The 17,416-nt window shown below is 31.9% G+C and carries 14 protein-coding genes; 13 read left to right on the forward strand and 1 reads right to left on the reverse strand.

The window, feature by feature from the left end:
• Positions 1 to 92 precede the first annotated feature (92 nt).
• Positions 93 to 2,486, forward strand: coding sequence for a GAF domain-containing protein (locus P2G10_RS06545; RefSeq protein ID WP_275315758.1), 2,394 nt, complete (start codon positions 93 to 95; stop codon positions 2,484 to 2,486).
• A 21-nt stretch (positions 2,487 to 2,507) separates the two neighbouring features.
• On the opposite strand, the gene P2G10_RS06550 is transcribed toward P2G10_RS06545, so the two are convergent.
• Complete coding sequence (locus P2G10_RS06550) at positions 2,508 to 3,716, reverse strand: Pycsar system effector family protein (RefSeq protein ID WP_218771468.1); 1,209 nt, start codon at positions 3,714 to 3,716, stop codon at positions 2,508 to 2,510.
• Positions 3,717 to 3,887: 171 nt separating this feature from the next.
• Between P2G10_RS06550 and msrB the strand changes: the two genes are divergently transcribed.
• The 12 genes from msrB to P2G10_RS06610 all read left to right on the forward strand — a co-directional run bounded on the left by msrB (position 3,888) and on the right by P2G10_RS06610 (position 17,408).
• Positions 3,888 to 4,334 (forward strand): peptide-methionine (R)-S-oxide reductase MsrB, encoded by a 447-nt coding sequence (gene msrB / locus P2G10_RS06555; RefSeq protein WP_218771469.1) that lies wholly within the window; start codon positions 3,888 to 3,890, stop codon positions 4,332 to 4,334.
• 29 nt (positions 4,335 to 4,363) lie between these two features.
• Positions 4,364 to 4,903, forward strand: a complete 540-nt coding sequence (msrA, locus tag P2G10_RS06560; RefSeq protein WP_218771470.1) for a peptide-methionine (S)-S-oxide reductase MsrA — start codon at positions 4,364 to 4,366, stop codon at positions 4,901 to 4,903.
• Position 4,904: 1 nt separating this feature from the next.
• Positions 4,905 to 5,147: a glutaredoxin family protein gene (locus P2G10_RS06565; RefSeq protein ID WP_218771471.1), complete on the forward strand. Its 243-nt coding sequence runs from the start codon at positions 4,905 to 4,907 to the stop codon at positions 5,145 to 5,147.
• Positions 5,126 to 5,641: a peptide-methionine (S)-S-oxide reductase gene (locus tag P2G10_RS06570; protein WP_218771472.1), complete on the forward strand. Its 516-nt coding sequence runs from the start codon at positions 5,126 to 5,128 to the stop codon at positions 5,639 to 5,641. Before P2G10_RS06565 ends, P2G10_RS06570 begins: the two co-directional genes overlap by 22 nt.
• Before the next feature lie 2 nt (positions 5,642 to 5,643).
• On the forward strand, positions 5,644 to 6,867 hold the full coding sequence (locus tag P2G10_RS06575) for a bifunctional alpha/beta hydrolase/OsmC family protein (protein ID WP_275315760.1): 1,224 nt from the start codon (positions 5,644 to 5,646) through the stop codon (positions 6,865 to 6,867).
• Positions 6,868 to 7,159: 292 nt separating this feature from the next.
• Positions 7,160 to 8,725 (forward strand): protein adenylyltransferase SelO, encoded by a 1,566-nt coding sequence (locus tag P2G10_RS06580; RefSeq protein ID WP_275315761.1) that lies wholly within the window; start codon positions 7,160 to 7,162, stop codon positions 8,723 to 8,725.
• 36 nt (positions 8,726 to 8,761) lie between these two features.
• Positions 8,762 to 9,373: a hypothetical protein gene (locus P2G10_RS06585; protein WP_275315762.1), complete on the forward strand. Its 612-nt coding sequence runs from the start codon at positions 8,762 to 8,764 to the stop codon at positions 9,371 to 9,373.
• A 2-nt stretch (positions 9,374 to 9,375) separates the two neighbouring features.
• Entirely contained in the window at positions 9,376 to 9,855 is a 480-nt protein-coding gene (locus tag P2G10_RS06590) for a (2Fe-2S)-binding protein (protein ID WP_275315763.1), read from the forward strand.
• A 3-nt stretch (positions 9,856 to 9,858) separates the two neighbouring features.
• The gene (locus tag P2G10_RS06595; protein WP_275315764.1) at positions 9,859 to 12,003 is read left to right on the forward strand and encodes a xanthine dehydrogenase family protein molybdopterin-binding subunit; all 2,145 of its coding nucleotides are present in this window, start codon (positions 9,859 to 9,861) and stop codon (positions 12,001 to 12,003) included.
• Positions 12,004 to 12,006: 3 nt separating this feature from the next.
• A complete protein-coding gene (locus P2G10_RS06600) occupies positions 12,007 to 13,026 on the forward strand; it encodes an XdhC family protein (RefSeq protein WP_218771478.1) in 1,020 nt (339 codons plus the stop codon).
• 116 nt (positions 13,027 to 13,142) lie between these two features.
• Complete coding sequence (locus tag P2G10_RS06605) at positions 13,143 to 13,724, forward strand: nucleotidyltransferase family protein (protein WP_275315765.1); 582 nt, start codon at positions 13,143 to 13,145, stop codon at positions 13,722 to 13,724.
• A 27-nt stretch (positions 13,725 to 13,751) separates the two neighbouring features.
• On the forward strand, positions 13,752 to 17,408 hold the full coding sequence (locus P2G10_RS06610) for a metallophosphoesterase (RefSeq protein WP_275315766.1): 3,657 nt from the start codon (positions 13,752 to 13,754) through the stop codon (positions 17,406 to 17,408).
• Positions 17,409 to 17,416 lie beyond the last annotated feature (8 nt).

Genomic DNA, 17,416 nt, shown 5'->3' on the forward strand with positions numbered 1-17,416 from the left:
TTTTATACTCATTGTTTAACGAAAGCGGTAGTAACCAAAAACTACTAACTCAGTACAATTTTGTAAATTTGCAATAGTTTAATAAACAATTCATGGAAGTTAGAGCATTAAAAGCGTTTAAAAACATCAATTTACCTTTACAGCTAAATATTAGTTTTGAGAAAATTTATAATATGCTTAAAGAATATGCTAGCCATGACTTCAAAGAACATCCTTTTAATGCGTCTGCAAAAATAATCATAAAACAAGTTGAGAAACATCCAGAGCTCATCTCGGGATTTTCTGATATAACGCTATTAAAAAAACACGAAGCTATTATTGATCTTCTATTAGAGGATTTATTTCCCGAAATATTAACTTTAAATGAAATTAAAGCTGCCACAATACCTTTTTCTTTTACAACTTTTAAATTCACAAAACGCCTAGAGAATATACTTAAAAATGCAGGAAATGATTATGAATTAAAAGTTAGAGACCTAGATGATGATAAAATGTACATAATGGCATGTACGTTTATTTTAAACACCGTATATCAATACCCAATAGATCTAAAACGTCCTTTTTTCTTTGATATTCCTGATAAGGAAAACAATTTAATAAAACATTACAGAGTTGCCTTTAATGGTGATTTTATGGATATTTCTCCTACTAATACTGCTCCTAAAATTACTCAAAGCGATATTAAAGTTCTTTTAGATAATTATAATAATATTGATGTTTGGAAAGAAAAATTCCCTCCTGAAAGCTACATTTTTAAAGGCTTTGGCATTATGAATTTATTTGATGTAACTGCCGATGAAAATATTTCATCAATAAGAACCAGTTTACTGCAAAAAGACGATGGTAGTATTGTTGAAAAACTTCGTAAAGATTTAAGTGAATTTTATAATATTAAAGATCTAAAAGTTGGTTTTTCTGTATTCGATACTTCTGATTTATCTTTACAATCCACACGTATTAAAAAATCTGAAAGTATTATTCTATTAGATCATGAAAAAAGAATTTCATGTGATACTTTTTTTTGTAGCTCTATAGTTTCTAAAATTTTTAAAGCTCAAGAAATAATTGCTATTTCTGATGTCGAAAACTATGGAGAAGCTACAAAAAACAATCCTTTTTCTAAACGATTAAAAGAAAAAAACATAGGAAGTGTTTTACTAATTCCTATAAAAGCAAGTGATAGTAATGATTTAGCACTTTTAGAAATTGCCTCTCCTAGAGCGTATGAATTAAACTCTGTTAATCAACAAAAACTAACAGATATTATTCCAGTTTTTAAAGCCGCCATAGATCGCTCATCCGAAGAATATATAAATATTTTAGAAGCTACAATTCAAAAGCATTACACTTCTTTACACCCAACTGTAAAGTGGAAATTTTATGAGGCTGCAGAGCAATATCAATACGATCTTTATTCTAAAAAAGAACATGTAAAGATTGAACAAATCGTATTTAAAGACATATACCCTTTATATGGTCAATTAGACATAAAAGGATCATCCTTCGCTAGAAACGAAGCCATTAAAGAAGATTTAATAACACAACTTACATTAGCTATATCTGTACTTAAAAAAGCATGTGAATCAGAAAGACTACCAATATACAATGAGTTAATGTTTCGTTTAAACGAATACATAACCGATGTTCTTAAAGGATTAAAGGCTGGTGATGAAGTTGGCATACTAGATTTCATGAAACGTGAAATCTACCCTGTTTTTAAACACATTAAAGAAATCAATAGTCATTTAACAACTATTGTAGGCACTTATATAAATCGTTTAGATGACAACTTACATGTTGTATACGAAAAACGAAAAGCTTACGAGCAAAGCGTAACGCTATTAAATGACAAACTAGCAAAATTCATCGATTTAAAACAAGAGAATGCGCAAGCTATGTTTCCCCATTATTTTGAACGTTATAAAACAGATGGTGTTGAATATAATATGTACATCGGGCAATCTTTAACTAAAGAAAAGAAGTTCGACGAGCTTTATCTTTACAACCTTCGCTTATGGCAATTACAAATAATGTGCGAGATGGAAAACGTTGCAAATACAGCTCGTAAATCTATGCAGCACGACTTACAAGTTGCTTCATTAATATTAGTTCATAGCAATCCATTATCTATAAAATTTAGAATGGATGAAAAACAATTCGACGTGGATGGTGCTTACAATATTAGGTATGAGATTATAAAAAAACGAATTGATAAAGCACACATTAAAAAAACGAAAGAACGCCTAACTATTCCTAGTAAAATAGCAATCGTATACTCGCAAGATAAAGATGCTATAGAATATATGAAATATATTAGTTTTTTACAATCTAAAAAATTACTCGGAGATGTAGAAATACTAGAGCTAGAAGATTTACAAGGTGTATCAGGACTAAAAGCTTTGCGTGTTGAGGTTATTTATCAAGAAAATTTTAATAGCGAAAAAACAATATCTATTGATGAATTGATGCAGGAATTTAAACAATAAATTATCTATTTTCTTAATCTCTTATAACAAACCAACACTAGTATCTTGTATTTTAAAGGCTACTGCAAAAGCAATTACACTTACAATTATACCAATCATAAAAACAGTATAAGTTGTTCTTAACAGCTTATACTTTCTGTTTAAAACAAGCCCTAAAAAATATAAATCTTTAGTAAGAGAACCGTATAGGTAATCACGATCTTTCATCATCTCTTCCATCCCCCACTCAAAATCTTGCAAATTCATTTGATGAAAATTTCCGAAGAATAATAAATTTACTTTTTTATTCGCTACATCCTCCTTTGTAAATTTACCTTCTGTAACATTAGGGCGGGTTGCCATTATTGATAAAATAATAGAAGCAACAGTAAATGTTATAAAAATTAACGAAGGAATAATTAAATAATGATTAGAGGTATTATCTAATTTCGGAATTAAAGTAGACAGCGCCATAGAAATAATAATAGCATTTACCGACAGTAAAATATTTGCCTTAGTATCTGCAATATCACTTAAAGTTATATGATTTCTTAAAGCCACACGAAACATTGTTTCTATACCTCGTTCTGGTAACGCTACTTTATTTTTTTTAAAATCTAATGCAGCCTTTTTTTGTTTTATTTTTTTGTTTTCCTGAGTTCTTTTTTTCTGTTTTTTTAATAGTTGTGCTAAATTTTTACCTCTAGCTTTACCCCAATTCTTGGCTGCATAAACAGTATAATACTTATGGCTTGTTAAAAAAAGAATGTTCTCTGTATTCCATTTCGAATCAGAGATTATATAATCTTTAGTTAGCTCCCACTCTTTTCTTAATAAAGAAGTATAATCCGTAAAATTCTTGCTTCCTATATGAGCACAATCAGCATCACAAATTATTTTCTCTAGTTCAGATTCTGGTTGTACCCCCACCTTAGTCGCCAAAATTATTTTAGAAATTTCAGCAATTTCAATCTCAGAAACCTTTTGTTTCTGTAAAAAACCTTCAGCAATTTTCACGCTTTCTTCTTCGTGATTTTCAATAGATTTTATGTATCCAACATCATGAAACCATGCTGCTAATAGTAATTTATGAGCTGATTTTTCTTCGATTTCAAGACCTTCTATTATTTCTTTTGTTTTATCTACTACATGTTGCGTATGAAATACACTATGATATACAAATGATGGATTTAATTCTTCATTTAATAGATTCGTAACAAAATTTTCTGCTTCTTTTAATAAATTTTCCATCAAAAAGGTTTTTGCTAAATTAAAGATTATTTTTAACTATTATTAAGTGTAAGTTTGAAGACTTAAAACCGACTATACTCTTGTTAAGTTCCATTAACATATAGTACATAATCAGTTTACAAATTGATTCTGTGCTATATTTTTTGTCTAAATCTAAATAAAAAAACTATTATGTTAAACTGGAAAAAAATTATTCATTTTGCTGTAAGTAAAAACCCAACTCCAACAAAAAGGGTTGAAAAAACTGAAATTGAATGGAAAGAATTATTAACTCCAGAACAATTTAGAGTTACGCGATTAAAAGGAACTGAACGCCCTTTTTCAGGTGAATTATGTACTACTTATGATGAAGGCCAATACAATTGTATTTGTTGCAACACTCCTTTATTTGACTCTACTATTAAATACGACTCAAGTTCTGGTTGGCCGAGTTTTACACAACCTATTACCGAAAATGCAATCAAATACCATAAAGATAATACACTAGGAATGGTTAGAGTAGAGATTTTATGCAATACTTGCGATGCACATTTAGGACATGTTTTTCCTGACGGACCAGAACCTAGTGGATTAAGGTATTGTGTTAACTCCGAATCTATGCAAATAGGTGAAAAATAATTACGCTACTTAATAAAAAAGAAGAAAAAATGACAATTAAAAATATGCAAACTACCACTTTAGGTGGTGGATGTTTTTGGTGTACCGAAGCTGTTTTTCAAAAAGTAAAAGGAGTTAAAAAAGTAGTGTCGGGTTATGCTGGCGGAAATGTTCCTGGTCACCCAACCTATCGTGAGGTTTGCTCGGGCTTAACCGGCCATGCAGAAGTTATACAAGTTACTTTTGATGCTGCTATTATTTCTTACGAAGATATTTTAGTTATTTTTATGACAACACACGACCCTACAACCTTAAACCAACAAGGAGCAGATCGTGGAACTGAATACAGATCTGTAATTTTTTATCATAACGATTCGCAAAAAGTAATGGCTACTGAAGTTTTAAAACAAATACAGCAATACTACGAGAATACAATCGTTACAGAACTAAGTGCTTACACCAATTTTTATGAAGCTACTCAAGAGCATCAAAATTATTATCTAGAGAACACAAAACAAGGATATTGTAGTTTTGTAATTGAACCAAAGCTTGCAAGATTACGTAAGCTACATGCTGATAAACTAAAGTAATATGCTTATTAAGTTATATGGTGCAGAAAGATGCCATAAAACACAACATTATAAAACATTTTTTAAAACGCGTAATATAAGTTACGCGTTTTTTGATGTTGAGTTGAATGAAATTTTTGCAGAAGAATTAAAAAATCTGTACGAAAGCAGAAAGCTTAATTTTCCAACAATTACAATTGATAAGAAAAGACTTCGGAACCCGACAGATAAAGAGTTAAATAAATGGATAGAAAAACTAAAATAGCATTTGGTGGTGGTTGCCATTGGTGCACAGAAGCCGTATTTCAATCGTTAATTGGCGTTGAAAAGGTAGCACAAGGTTTTGTTGCTTCTACTAATAAAAACAACACCTTTTCAGAAGCTGTTATTGTTACTTTTAATTCTAATAAAATTACAGTAAAAACATTAGTAGAAATTCATTTACATACTCACAAAAGTACTTCGCAACATTCTATGCGAAAAAAATACCGTTCTGCTATTTATGTATTTCCTGAAAATAAAAAAAAGGAAATTCAGCTAATAATTGATAATTTACAAGCTGATTTTCAACAAAAAATCATTACACAAATATTAGAATTTAAAGAATTTAAATCGTCAGAAAATCAGTTTAAAAATTATTACTATTCTAATCCAGAAAAACCGTTTTGTGAAACATTTATCAATCCAAAACTACAATTTTTACGAACTCATTTTTCTAAACTAGTAAACACAAAAAAATTAAATATTACAACTGCCTAATTATGAAAAACACAAAACTAAATATCATCAATAAAAAAGGGCATAAATTACAAGCTTATTTAGAATTGCCTGCTAATCAAAAACCTAATTACTATGTGATTTTTGCACATTGTTTTACGTGTAGCAGTACTTTAGGTGCTGTTAAAAATATTAGTCGCTCTTTAACGCAACATGGTTTTGGTGTTTTACGTTTCGATTTTACAGGTTTAGGTCGCAGCGAAGGTGAGTTTTCTGAAAGTCATTTTTCTGCAAATGTTGATGATCTTATATCTGTAAATGATTACATGACCGAACATTATGATGCTCCTTGTTTATTGGTTGGTCATTCGTTAGGCGGTGCAGCTGCAATCGTAGCTGCTTCTAAATTAAATAACATCAAAGCAGTTGCAACTATTGGTGCTCCTTCTAGCGTGAGTCATGTTAAACATTTATTTTCTCATGGAATTGAAAATATAAAAACAGCTGGTGATGTTGAAGTAAACATTGGCGGAAGACCTTTTAAAATCAATCAAGAATTTGTATCTGATTTTGATAAAACCAATCTACCTGAAATAACAAAAAACTTAAGAAAACCTATCTTAATATTACACTCTCCTGTCGATACTATTGTTGGTGTTAATAGTGCACAAGAATTGTATTTAAGTGCGCATCATCCTAAAAGTTTTATAAGCTTAGATGATGCCGATCATTTACTATCAAACTCAAAAGACAGTATTTATGCTGGTAACTTAATTGGTACTTGGTCTGAACATTATTTTCCTAAACAGGAGAATAAAATGTTAGAAACTAACGGAGAACAATTAGTTGGACATTTAAATTTGAATGAAAATAATTTTACGACAAATATTCAATCTAAAAACCACACATTAATTGCCGATGAGCCGGTTTCAGTTGGAGGAGATAATTTTGGTCCCTCTCCTTACGAATATTTAAATACAGCACTAATAGCTTGTACCGCTATGACGTTAAAAATGTATGCAGAACGTAAAAAATGGGATTTACAAGAGGTTTTTGTTTACGTAACACATTCACGAAAACACAGTGATGATTTAGGTATTGAAACCGAAAAACCAACTTATTTAGATCATATTAGTAAAAAATTAAAGTTTGTTGGTAATTTAGACGAAAAGCAGCAAAAACGCTTAACAGAAATAGCTTCTAAATGTCCAGTTCATAAAACCTTGGCTAGTGAAGTTATTTTCGATACAAGTATTATCGAACATTAAATAAATGCAACCATGAGTATTATTTAAGATTTTAAAACTACCTGAAGTCAAATCTAAAGGAAATAAAGCCTTAAAAGCTCCTGAAAAGATTTGTCTTAACTATTAGAAAAAAGAAGAAACAGATTTTTTCTAAAATCAAAGTCTATAATAGTACTCTAGCACATAATATTTATAACAATTTCATAAACGAAGTTGCTAAAAATCAACTAAAACTGCATTAAAAGAAGATGCTTTAGTATCTGAAACTTGTAAAATTTCACATTAATAATTTTCATCCAATTATCTTTGCCTAATGAAACTAAATATTCAAGACACTTTTAATAACGAATTACCTGCTGATAAAATTATAGGAAGTGAACGCCGACAAGTTTTAGACGCTTGCTTTTCGTATATTCAACCTACAAAAACAGCTAATCCAACATTAATTCACGTTTCAAAAGAAATGTTAGAAGCCGTTGGTTTATCTGAAGAAGATACAAAATCTGATGATTTTCTAAAAGTTTTTACAGGAAATAAAGTGCTCGAAAACACGCATCCGTTTGCGATGTGTTATGGCGGACATCAGTTTGGTAATTGGGCAGGACAGTTAGGCGATGGTCGTGCTATTAATTTAACCGAAGTTGTACACAATAATAAACGTTGGGCAATTCAATTAAAAGGCGCTGGTGAAACTCCGTATTCTCGAACCGCAGATGGCTTAGCCGTTTTACGCTCTTCAATTAGAGAGTATTTGTGTAGCGAAGCCATGTTTCATTTAGGCGTTCCAACCACCCGAGCACTATCATTAAGTTTATCTGGTGATGAAGTTTTACGAGATGTTTTATACAACGGAAATCCTGCGTATGAAAAAGGAGCAATTGTAGCTCGTGTGGCACCAAATTTTATTCGTTTTGGTAACTTTGAAATTTTATCTGCAAGACAAAACCATCCTACTTTAAAAAAATTGGCAGACTATACTATCAAACATTTTTATCCTGAAATTACATCCGAAGGAAAACAAAAATATCTCGATTTCTTAACAGCAATAAGAAATAAAGCCATCGATATGATTGTGCATTGGCAACGCGTTGGTTTTGTACATGGAGTGATGAATACCGATAACATGTCGATTCTCGGATTAACAATCGATTTTGGACCTTACGGATGGCTAGAAGGCTATGATTCTGGTTGGACACCTAATACAACAGACAATCAACACAAGCGATATCGCTACGGAAATCAGTCGCAAATCGGACTATGGAATTTATTTAAACTCGCAAATGCTTTGTATCCGCTTATTGAAGAAGTAGCTCCTTTACAAGATATTTTAGATGTATATTCTGATATTTATAATGCGAAATATCACGAAATGATGAAATCTAAATTAGGTTTATTCTCTGATGATGAAAACGACAAAGAGTTAATTGGCAGGTTAGAAGAAACTTTACAATTAACAGAAACCGACATGACTATTTTCTTTAGAAATCTATCAACTATTACTACAAAAGATGATTTCGAAAGCGCTATTAAAAAAATTGAAATTGCTTTTTATACAATTGATGAAGTAAAAGATGAAATTAAAAATCATTGGGTAGATTGGTTTAATCGTTATTTAAAAAGACTACAACAAGAAACTTTTTCTGACCAAGAAAGAAAAGAAAAAATGGATTTAGTAAACCCAAAATATGTACTTAGAAATTACATGGCTCAATTAGCAATTGACGCCGCTGATAAAGGGGATTATAAATTAATTGATGAATTATATGAATTATTAAAAAATCCGTATTCAGAGCAATTAGAACATAAAAAATGGTTTGCAAAACGACCAGAATGGGCGCGCCACAAAGTTGGCTGTTCTGCTTTAAGCTGTAGTTCTTAAAAAAAGAGTAACTTTAGGTCGACTTATAATTTTTATATGAAACTTAAAAGCAAATGGTTTGTGGCCTTACTCTTAATTATAACAAGTTTTGTTATCGCCGCAAATTTAAAAAAACCTCAACCTAAATACACCGCAGTAACTTCGAGCACTACAAACGAAGATAACTTTAATAAAATGATGGATGTCCTTACGCACAAACGCTGTATGAATTGCCATCCTAATGACAATATACCAAAACAAGGTGAAGATTCCCATCCTCATTACTTTGGTATGTCTAGAGGAACCAATAACTTAGGTTTCGAAGCCACAAAGTGTACAACTTGTCATCAAACAGAAAACAATAAATATTCTGGAGTTCCAGGTGCACCTGAATGGTCTTTAGCTCCTCCTGAAATGTTTTGGGAAGGGTTAGATAGATATCAAATTGCAACATCAATGATGGATCCTAAACGAAACGGTGGTCGAACACCTAACGAAACAATGCATCATTTAACTGAACATGAGCTCGTTTTGTGGGCATGGAACCCTGGTGTAAATGCCGAGGGAATTCAAAGAGAATTGCCTCCTGTTTCATTAGAAGAATATAAAAAAACCGTAAAACAATGGTTTAAAGACGGAGCCATAATTCCTAACAAACCAACTAAATAATTATGAAAATAACATTCGAAGTAAATAACCAATCAAAAACTATTACTATTGATGATGGCAATACACCTTTACTTTGGGTGATTAGAGATATGCTTAATTTAAAAGGAACCAAATTTGGTTGTGGTAAAGCCGCTTGTGGTGCCTGTACCTTGCATGTTGATGATGAAGCTGTTCGTTCTTGCTCTTTTCCTGTTAAATTTGCAGAAGGTAAAAAAATAACGACTATTGAGGGTTTAGGAACCGAAGAAAATCCTCATCCCGTTCAACAAGCTTGGGTAGAAGAAATTGTTCCTCAATGTGGTTATTGTCAGCCTGGTTTTATGATGGCAACTGCCGCTTTATTAAACGAAAACCCAAACCCTACAAATGATGATATCGACAAAAACATTGTAAATATTTGTCGTTGCGCTACGTATTACAGAATGCGAAAAGCAATTCATCGTGCAGCAGAATTAAATAATACTAATCTTTTAAAATCATAAATTATGAGTGCTAAATTATCACGTCGTAAATTTTTGGTTCGAGGAGCTCTAGGTACGATAGGTGTTGTTGCTGTAGGAACCTATTTATTCAGAAACCCTATACGTAGAGAAGTTTTAGGATATTTAAATTCGGCAGAATCTCCTTATTCAGGAAGCGGAATGGAACCAATGATATGGTTTGAAATTACAAAAAACAACACCATTATTTTACATTCTCCAAAGGTAGAAATGGGACAAGGAACCTTTACCGGTTTGGCGCAAATTGCAGCTGATGAAATAGGTGTCTCTATAAAACAAATTGATGTTGTGCATGCAGCAACTGCTACTGGAAACTTGGATTCTTTCGCCACAGGCGGAAGCACCTCTATTGCTAGTTTATGGCAACCACTTCGTGAATTAGCAGCTACAACTCGCGAAATGCTAAAGATAGAAGCTGCTAAGAAATTAGGCATTGAAGCTAGTACTTTAAAAGCAAATAAAGGTGTTTTTTCTGACGGAAATAAAACAATATCTTTTTTAGAAACCACTAAAAATGTTACCGAGTGGGATATTCCTGACACACCTAAACTAAAAGATATTAGTGACTATAAATTTGTAGGAAAACCAATACCACGTATAGATTTAAATGCTAAAGTTTTTGGAAATCCGATTTTTGGAATGGATGCAGAAATGCCAAATATGGTACATGGTGCTGTTGTTCGCGCAACACATATTGGAGCAAAATTTATAAGTGCAGATACTACTGATGCTGAAAAATTACCAGGAGTTATAAAAATTATTAAAGAAGATGATTTTGTAGGTGTAGTTGCTAATTCTTACATAGAAGCTTTAAATGCTAAAAACGCTATTAAGGTTAAATGGGAATATAACAACACTTTAAACACTGAAAATATTGAAGAAATGATGAAAGTTGGTAAAGGAAATCCAACTATCATTCAAAAAATAGGCGATGATATAGAGGATGAAGCAAGTATTTCGATGGAATTTAAAAGTCCGATTGGAGCACATGCACAAATGGAGCCTAATGGAGTTTTAGCCTTTATTGAAGGAGATAAAGCAACTATTAAAATCTCTACACAAGTAGTGGCTATTACTCGAAAAGAAGTTGCTGCTCGTTTAAATATTAATGAAGAAAATGTTAATGTAATCCCCACTTATTTAGGTGGTGGGTTTGGACGCAGATTACACACGCCACATGCTGTTCAGGCAGCTGTAATGTCGAAAGCAGTTGGTAAGCCTGTAAAGTATTTTTTCACCCGAAAAGAAGAGTTTCAGCACGATATGTTTCGTCCGCCAACACATCATGTTGTAAAAGGAACCTTAAATTCTGATGGTATGATAAAAGCTATACGTCACGATTTTTCTAGTGGAGATGTTGCTATAGATTCGGCAATACTACCAGGTTTTGTAAATACTATTTTAGGTGCCGATATTGGTGCTATTCGTGGTGGGTTTTGCCAATATGGTTTAATACCCAATATCCGTGCAGTTTCTTGGCATGTAAAACTACCTTTTGCAACTAGCTGGTGGCGTAGTTTAGGACTATTAGCAAATACTTTTGCATGGGAAAGTATGATGGATATTTTAGCAGAAAAAGCAGATAAAAACCCTATTGATTTCCGCTTAGCTCATATTCAGGATGATGAAAACGGAAAACGATTAAAAGCAGTTATTAAAGCGGCTAAAAAAAGTGCTAATTATAAAAATGAAACAGAAAACGGTCGTGCAATGGGTTTCGCCGCCTCTACAGATGCAGGAACACCTTGTGCACAAATTGCTAAAGTTTCTATAGAAAACAATCAAATTAAAGTACATAAAGTTACCTGTGCTATGGATCCCGGAATTGCAGTAAATCCGGATCAAGTAAGAGCGCAATGCGAAGGTGCAATTATAATGGGTATGAGTGCTTCTATGCATGAACAAATGTTTGTAGAAGAAGGTCAATTACGCCCAACAATTTATGGCCCTTATGATATGGCTTTAATGAAACATGCTCCTAAAGAAATTAATGTTATTTTGCTGCAAGGTATAGATAAACCAAGCGCAGTTGGCGAACCTCCTTTAGGTCCAATTGCCGCAGCAGTTGCAAACGCTGTTTATAGATTAACAGGAAAACGATTAACTTCTTTACCTTTAAAATTAAGTTAATACATGACCCACGAATTCAAAGAAATTATACAGCAGGTTATTTTAAATCAACAAAACGGAATACAAAACGTATTAGCTACAGTAGTTGACTTAGACGGTTCTTCGTATAGAAAACCCGGAGTTAGAATGCTACTATCTGACGACGGAAAAATGATTGGAGCCGTTAGTGGTGGCTGTGTAGAAAAGGAAGTACAACGAAGAGCGCAATCGGTTTTTAGAGATCAAAAATCAAAAGTTATAACCTACGATGGGCGTTATCGATTAGGCTGCGAAGGTGTTTTATATATTTTATTAGAACCTATTAAAATTTCAACAACGTTCATAAATGCTTTTTCTGATAGTTTATCCAATAGAAAATCATTTAAAATTGAATCTTTTTACAAAAAAGAAGATGAAATTTTTGGAGATTTTGGTTCTATAATTCAGTTTAATAGCAACTGTAAATTTACTTTTCACAAAGATTTTAAATCAACTAAAAAAAATGAATCACTCGTTTTCGAACAAACACTAAAACCTTTATTTCGCTTATTGATTATTGGTGGAGAGCACGATGCTGTAAAATTATGCTCACAAGCAACACAACTAGGTTGGGAGGTAGATGTGGTTACCTCTATTAACGACCCAAAAGAATTAGTAGATTTTCCAACAGCAAAATCGGTAGTAGCACAAACACCAGAAATTATTGATTTAGATGATATTAATGAACACACAGCAATTGTAATAATGAATCATAATTTTACGTATGATTTACGTTGGCTCGTAAAATTACAAGAACAAAACCCTGTTTATATCGGAATTTTAGGTGCTGCAAAACGACGTGAAAAATTACTAAATGAATTATTTGATTTCGCTCCTGAAATAAGCGATACATTTTTAGACAAAATACACACACCTGCCGGTTTACATATTGGTGCAGAAACTCCGGAAGAAATTGCTTTATCTATTTTAGCTGAAATCTTATCTGTAGTTCGTAAAAAGGAAGTTTTTTCTTTAAAAAAAATTACAGGAAAAATTCATACCTGATTTCAAAATACGTCATTGCGAATGTAATGAAGCAATCTCTCACTAAATAAAACAGATTACTTTACTCGTAATGATAGTAAAAATTGAAATTCCGTTTAAAATAATACTAGTCAAGAATGCAAAAAATTGCAATACTAATACTTGCTGCAGGAAGTTCTTCTCGCATGGGAATCGCAAAACAAATACTTCCGTATAAAAAAACCACGTTATTAGGTTGGACAATTGAACAAGCAAAAACATCAAAAGCGAACGCCATTTTTTGTGTTTTAGGGGCAAAGGAAGCAATAATTAAAGAAAAAATTGATCAATATAAAATTGAAACCATTTTTAACGCTGATTTTAAAAACGGACTAAGCACAAGCATTGTAGCTGGAGTAAACCATATAATTGCTAAAAATTTCGATTCCGTTTTAATTACGCTAGCCGATCAACCAAATATAAACCCGAAGTATTTAGATGAATTGATAATTACATCTAAAGAAAATCCGAAGAAAATAATAGTATCTAATTATGAAACAAAAAGAGGTGTACCTGCAATTTTTCCAAAAAAACATTTTAATCAATTATTAAATTTAAAAGGAGATAAAGGCGCTTCACTTTTTCTAAACAATAATGTATCTGAAACTATAAAAATGCCTCTTTTTAATTTAATTGACATTGATACTAAGGAAGATTATCAGAAACTAATCAATAAATAGTATTTTTACAGTTCAATTAATCACTTTATGAATTTTAGATATTTTCTATATTTTGCCACTCTTTTTTTAATAACCGGCTGTGCTACATTTAAAGCTCAATATGCTACTAAGGAAAAAAATAAAGAAACAAAATCTGACAAGAAAATTGCCCATTCTTTTTATTTAATTGGTGATGCCGGAAATTCTGAATTAGACTCTGTATCGCCTGCCTTAGCATATTTAGAGAAACACATAAGTAACGCAACCGAAAATGCTACATTACTTTTTTTAGGAGACAATGTTTATGAAACAGGTATTCCTTCTAAAAAAGACAAAAAATATCCTTTAGCAAAATACAGAATTGAAGCGCAAACTGCAATTGCTAAAAAATTTGCAGGAAGATCTATTTTTATTCCTGGTAATCATGACTGGTATAATGGTTTAGACGGATTAAAAAGAGAGGAGAAATTAGTTGAAAAAGCATTAGGTAAAAATTCTTTTTTACCAGAAAGTGGTTGCCCTTTAGAAAAAGTAAAAATATCTGAAGATGTTGTTTTAATTATTGTTGATACCCATTGGTACGTTACTAATTGGGATAATCATCCTAAAATAAACGATAATTGCGAAATAAAAACAAGGGTAAAGTTTTTTGAAGAATTTAAAGGCTTGATAAAAAAAGCAAGAGGTAAAACAACCATTATTGCTATGCATCACCCAATGTTTACTAACGGTTCTCATGGGGGTTACTACTCTCTTGTTAGTCATATGACACCGCTACCCGTTTTAGGAACTTTAAAAAATCTTTTAAGGAAAACAACAGGAATCACAAATACCGATTTACAAAACAAAAAATACAACGAGTTAAAAAAACATATTGTAACATTAGCGCAAGAAAACGATAAGACTATTTTTGTTTCGGGTCATGAGCATAGTTTGCAATACATTGTTGAAGATAATATTCCGCAAATAATAAGTGGTTCGGGTTCTAAAACTACTGCTACTAAATTAACTGGCGGTGCAAAATTTACTTATGGAAGTCAGGGTTTTGCTAAATTAGATGTTTATAAAGACGGTTCTTCAAGTGTGCGCTTTTATGCTGTGAATGATGATAAAATTGTTTATGAAACGGAAGTATTACCTGCAGATAAAAACAAAAAATTTACGACATATCCTACTCTTAAAATAACAGAAAAAAAAGCAGCTGTTTATACCGATAAAGAAACAACCAAAAGCAGATTTTATAAGCATTTTTGGGGAGAACGTTATCGTGAATCTTTTAGTACAAAAGTAACCGTACCAACTATAAAATTAGATACCTTATTTGGAGGATTAACACCTGTAAGAAAAGGAGGTGGAAACCAATCTAAATCGTTGCGTTTACGTGATAAAGAAGGTAGAGAATATGTAATGCGCGCCTTGCGAAAGAATGCTGTACAATACTTACAGGCTGTTGCTTTTAGAGATCAATACATACAAGGTCAATTCGACGAAACGTATACAGAAGGTTTATTGCTAGATGCTTTTACGGGTTCGCATCCATACGCACCATTTGTTATCGGAACTTTAGCAGATGCTGTTGGTGTTTATCATACAAACCCTGTTTTATACTATGTGCCAAAACAAAACTCTTTAGGTTCTTTTAATACTGAATTTGGCGACGAATTATATATGATAGAAGAACGTGCTGCTTCTGGTCATGGAGACAAAGCTAGTTTTGGTTTCTCTAATGAAATAATAAGTACAGACGATTTATTAAAAAAACTAGCTAAAAACGAAAAACACCAATTAGATGAAGCTTCTTATATCAGAGCTCGTCTATTTGATATGTTAATTGGTGATTGGGACAGGCATGAAGACCAATGGCGCTGGGCTGTTTTTGAAGAAGGTGAACACACTATTTATCGACCTGTTCCTAGAGATAGAGACCAAGCTTTTTCTATTATGGGAGATGGTCTTATATTAAGTTTAGCAACAGAAATGATTCCGACCTTGCGTTTAATGAAAGCTTATGAAGAAGATATCGAAAGCCCTAAATGGTTTAATTTAGAGCCGTATCCCTTAGATATGTTTTTAATAAGCCAATCAGACAAAAGCGCTTGGGATGCACAAGTAAAACATATCACTTCTAATATTACAGATAAAATTATAGATAAAGCTTTTACTAATTTTCCGGATGAAGTAAAGGGTAAAACTATAAACACTATTAAAAGAAAACTACAAGGAAGAAGAAAAAATTTACAAAAAATATCCGACACTTATTATGGGGATATCAATAAGTTTCAAGTAATAAAAGGTACTCATAAAGATGATTTATTTGAAATAGAAAGGTTTCATAGCGGAAAAACAAAAGTTACAGCATACAGAATAAAAAAAGGTGAAAAAGGAACTGTTTTTCATCAAAAAACATACAGCTATTCACAAACTAAAGAAATTTGGATTTATGGTTTAGATGATGATGATGTATTTGTTGTAAAAGGTACTGGTAAAGATTTAATTAAACTTAGAATTATTGGAGGCCAGAACAACGATATCTACAATATTATTAATGGTAAAAAAGTAAAAATATACGATCATAAAACAAAGAAAAACACCTTTCTTACCAACAAAGGTGCAGTAAAATTAACAGACGATTACGAAACTAATGTTTACGATTATAAGAAGTTAAAAAACAACGCCAATGTATTTACTCCGTATGTAGGTTTTAATCCAGACGATGGTCTTAAAATAGGTGTTTCAAACACATATACCACCTTTGGTTTTGAAAGAAACCCTTTTACTTCAGAGCATGAAATATCTGCCGCTTACTATTTTGCAACAAACGGATTTGAAATAAATTACTCTAGTGAGTTTGCTAATATTATTGGTCGTTGGAACTTAGGTTTTAATGCAATGTATACAAGTCCGAACTATGCTGTAAACTTCTTTGATTTTGGTAACAACTCAATAAATTTAGAAGCTGATGGCATTGAAGGCAGAGATTACAACCGAGTGAAAATAAGAAAGATCATAGCAGGATCATCTGTTTATTGGGTAGGAGATCTCGGCGCTAAAATAACATTAGGTTTAAATTATCAATCTTTTAAAGTCGACAAAACTCCTAATCGTTTTATTTCAACACAACCTATTAATTTTAATAGTCAAAATTTCTTAAACGCAGAAGCTAGTTATTCTTTCGAAAACACAGACAATGCAGCTTTTACAACTATGGGAATGAAAACAAATTTACAGGTTGGTTACACTTCTAATTTAACAAACAATAACAATTTTACATACGTTATCCCTTCTATTTCTTTTGATTATAAATTAGTTTCTAGCGGGCAAATCGTATTCGCTACGCAGTTTAAAGGTCATGTTACTTTTGGTAATGAATATGAGTTTTATCAAGGTGCAAATTTAGGTGGTAATAATGGCTTAAGAGGTTACAGAAACGAACGTTTTATAGGTAAAGATGCATTTTACCAAAGTACTGATATTCGCTTAAACTTAAGAAAATTAAAAACAGGTTTATTACCATTACATATTGGTGTTTATGGTGGTTTTGATTATGGTAAAGTGTGGCTTGAAAACGTAGATTCTAAAAACTGGAATACTTCTATTGGTGGTGGAATTTTCTTTAATGCTGCTAATATGATGACAGGTAACCTTTCTGCCTTTAATAGTGATGATGGTTTAAGAATCGCGTTTGCAATGGGATTCAACTTTTAATATAAATA

It is taken from the genome of Tenacibaculum bernardetii (assembly GCF_029125915.1).
GTDB lineage: Bacteria > Bacteroidota > Bacteroidia > Flavobacteriales > Flavobacteriaceae > Polaribacter > Polaribacter bernardetii.